The following is a 1,987-nucleotide window of genomic DNA, read 5'->3' as shown; positions in this document are numbered from 1 at the left end:
CGAGCTCGCGCACGGGTGCGGGGCGCCACACCAGCAGCGCGGCCGCCACCGCCGCCACCAGCGCCACCGCCAGGAGGAGCCACCGGCGGTGGCGCCGCGGACGTCCGGCCACCCGACACCCCCCTCGACTCCACGTTCGGGTCCATTGTGCGGGAGACTGGGTCAACGTGCCCCACGACGGGGCGCGACGGCAGGAGCGGAGGCAGACGAGTGCTGGAGTTCGACGTACTGGTGGAGATCCCCAAGGGGAGCCGCAACAAGTACGAAGTGGACCACGAGACCGGCCGGATGCGGCTGGACCGGACCCTCTTCACCTCGACGCAGTACCCCGCCGACTACGGCTACGTCGAGGGGACGCTCGGCCTCGACGGGGACCCTCTGGACGCGCTGGTCCTGCTGCTCGGCGAGCCGACGTTCCCCGGCTGCCTGATCCGGTGCCGGGCCATCGGGATGTTCCGGATGACCGACGAGGCGGGCGGCGACGACAAGGTGCTGTGCGTCCCCGTCACCGACCCGCGCCTGGAGCACCTGCGCGACATCAACCACCTGCCGAAGTTCGACCGGCTGGAGATCCAGCACTTCTTCGAGGTGTACAAGGACCTGGAGCCGGGGAAGTCGGTCGAGGGCGCCGAGTGGGTCGGCCGCGACGCGGCCGAGGCGGAGGTGCTCGCCTCCTTCGAGCGCGCGAAGGCGGTCGAGGAACCCGAGCACTGACGCCGGCCCGGGCCGCCCTCAGCTGCTCAGGTCCATGACCTCCGCGTCGGACGGCTCGGTCGCCTCGACCGGCTCGTTGAAGTCGGTGAGGGTGATCGAGCCGGACTGCTCACCGCTGCGCTCGATGCTCAGGATGTAGTGGTCCTCACCGCTGGTGGCGACCCAGACCGTGGTGGAACCGCCGTCCTCGTCGGTGACCAGCTGGAGCGCCGGCTGTCCGTCGACCTCGCCCTCGTCGCCCTTGGTGACCGTGGTGCTGCCGTCGTCCTCGGTGCCGAAGTCGGCCAGCAGGCTGTCGAGGTCGCAGAAGCTCTCGAACCCGCCCTGGCCCGCGGGCAGCTTGGCCCAGCGGTCGCCGAGCATCTCCTGCATCTGCTTGCCCTGGCCCGCGCCCGCGCTGGCGTCCCAGAACGCCTCGTCGCCCTTGAGGTAGGAGGCGCCGTTGACGCTGAGGATCTGCGCGCTCCCCGTGCCCACGGTCATCGTGCCGACGCAGGTGCCGTCGGTGTCGAGCGCCAGGTCGAACCCGACGTCCTGCCCGTCGCTGGTGAAGCTGGCCGACATCGACATGGACTCCAGGGCCTTCATGTCGGCGACGACCTCCGCCTTGATCTCCTCCGGCGACATCGCGACGAAGTCGGCGTCGGCCCCGGCAGCCGACGGCGAGGCGTCGCTCTTCGACTCCTCCGAGTCCCCGCCACCACCGCACCCGGCCGCGCCGATCATGATCAGCGCGGTCACCAGCGCCACGGCTCCCTTGGTCGTCTTCATCCCTCTCCCTCTCCCTCTCCTGGGCGTCTCTTGCATCATCGCACCCGGGGTCGGGGCCGGACTCAGGGACGGGCGAAGAAGGTGGGTGGGATCCAGTAGTACATCGACTCCTGGCTCACCGGCCGGCCGGTGCGGGGGGCGTGGATGATCTGCCCGTCCCCGAGGTAGAGCGCGACGTGGTAGATCGAGGACGGGCTGCTGGACGAGCCCCAGAACACCAGGTCTCCGGGGCGCAGCGCCGAGACGCTGATCGGGGTGGACTGCTGGTACTGCGCCACCGAGTAGTGGGGCAGCGACCTTCCCCCGGCGGCCCACGCACGCATGGTCAGGCCGGAGCAGTCCCAGGCGTCGGGGCCGGCAGCGCCCCAGCGGTACGGCTCACCCAGCTGGGCCTTGGCGAAGGCGATCGCCGCAGGTGCGCCGGACGCGGGCGGCGGTGGGGCCGGCGCGGGGGCAGGCTCCGGGGTCGGCTCCGGCGACGGGCCCGGGTCGGGTGCGGGGC

The 1,987-nt window shown here is 71.7% G+C and carries 3 protein-coding genes; 1 reads left to right on the top strand and 2 read right to left on the bottom strand.

Features of this window, described 5'->3' with window-relative positions:
• Nucleotides 1-213: 213 nt before the first annotated feature.
• Entirely contained in the window at nt 214-714 is a 501-nt protein-coding gene (locus tag PLP61_RS16750; protein ID WP_324503925.1) for an inorganic diphosphatase, read from the top strand.
• Between the two features lie 18 nt (nt 715-732).
• Here PLP61_RS16750 and PLP61_RS16745 read toward each other — a convergent pair whose 3' ends face one another.
• Nucleotides 733-1,485, bottom strand: coding sequence for a hypothetical protein (locus tag PLP61_RS16745; protein ID WP_324503923.1), 753 nt, complete (start codon nt 1,483-1,485; stop codon nt 733-735).
• Nucleotides 1,486-1,547: 62 nt separating this feature from the next.
• Nucleotides 1,548-1,987: C40 family peptidase (locus tag PLP61_RS16740; protein ID WP_324503921.1), on the bottom strand; the 440-nt coding region annotated here is incomplete at its 5' end.

The organism is Nocardioides sp. (assembly GCF_035429765.1).
Classification (GTDB): Bacteria; Actinomycetota; Actinomycetes; order Propionibacteriales; family Nocardioidaceae; genus Nocardioides.
This window is presented reverse-complemented; position numbering and strand designations above follow the sequence as displayed.

Excerpts from the sequence above, each read along its gene's own strand:
- PLP61_RS16745 (WP_324503923.1), bottom strand. The coding sequence starts at position 1,485 with ATGAAGACGACCAAGGGAGCCGTGGCGCTGGTGACCGCGCTGATCATG.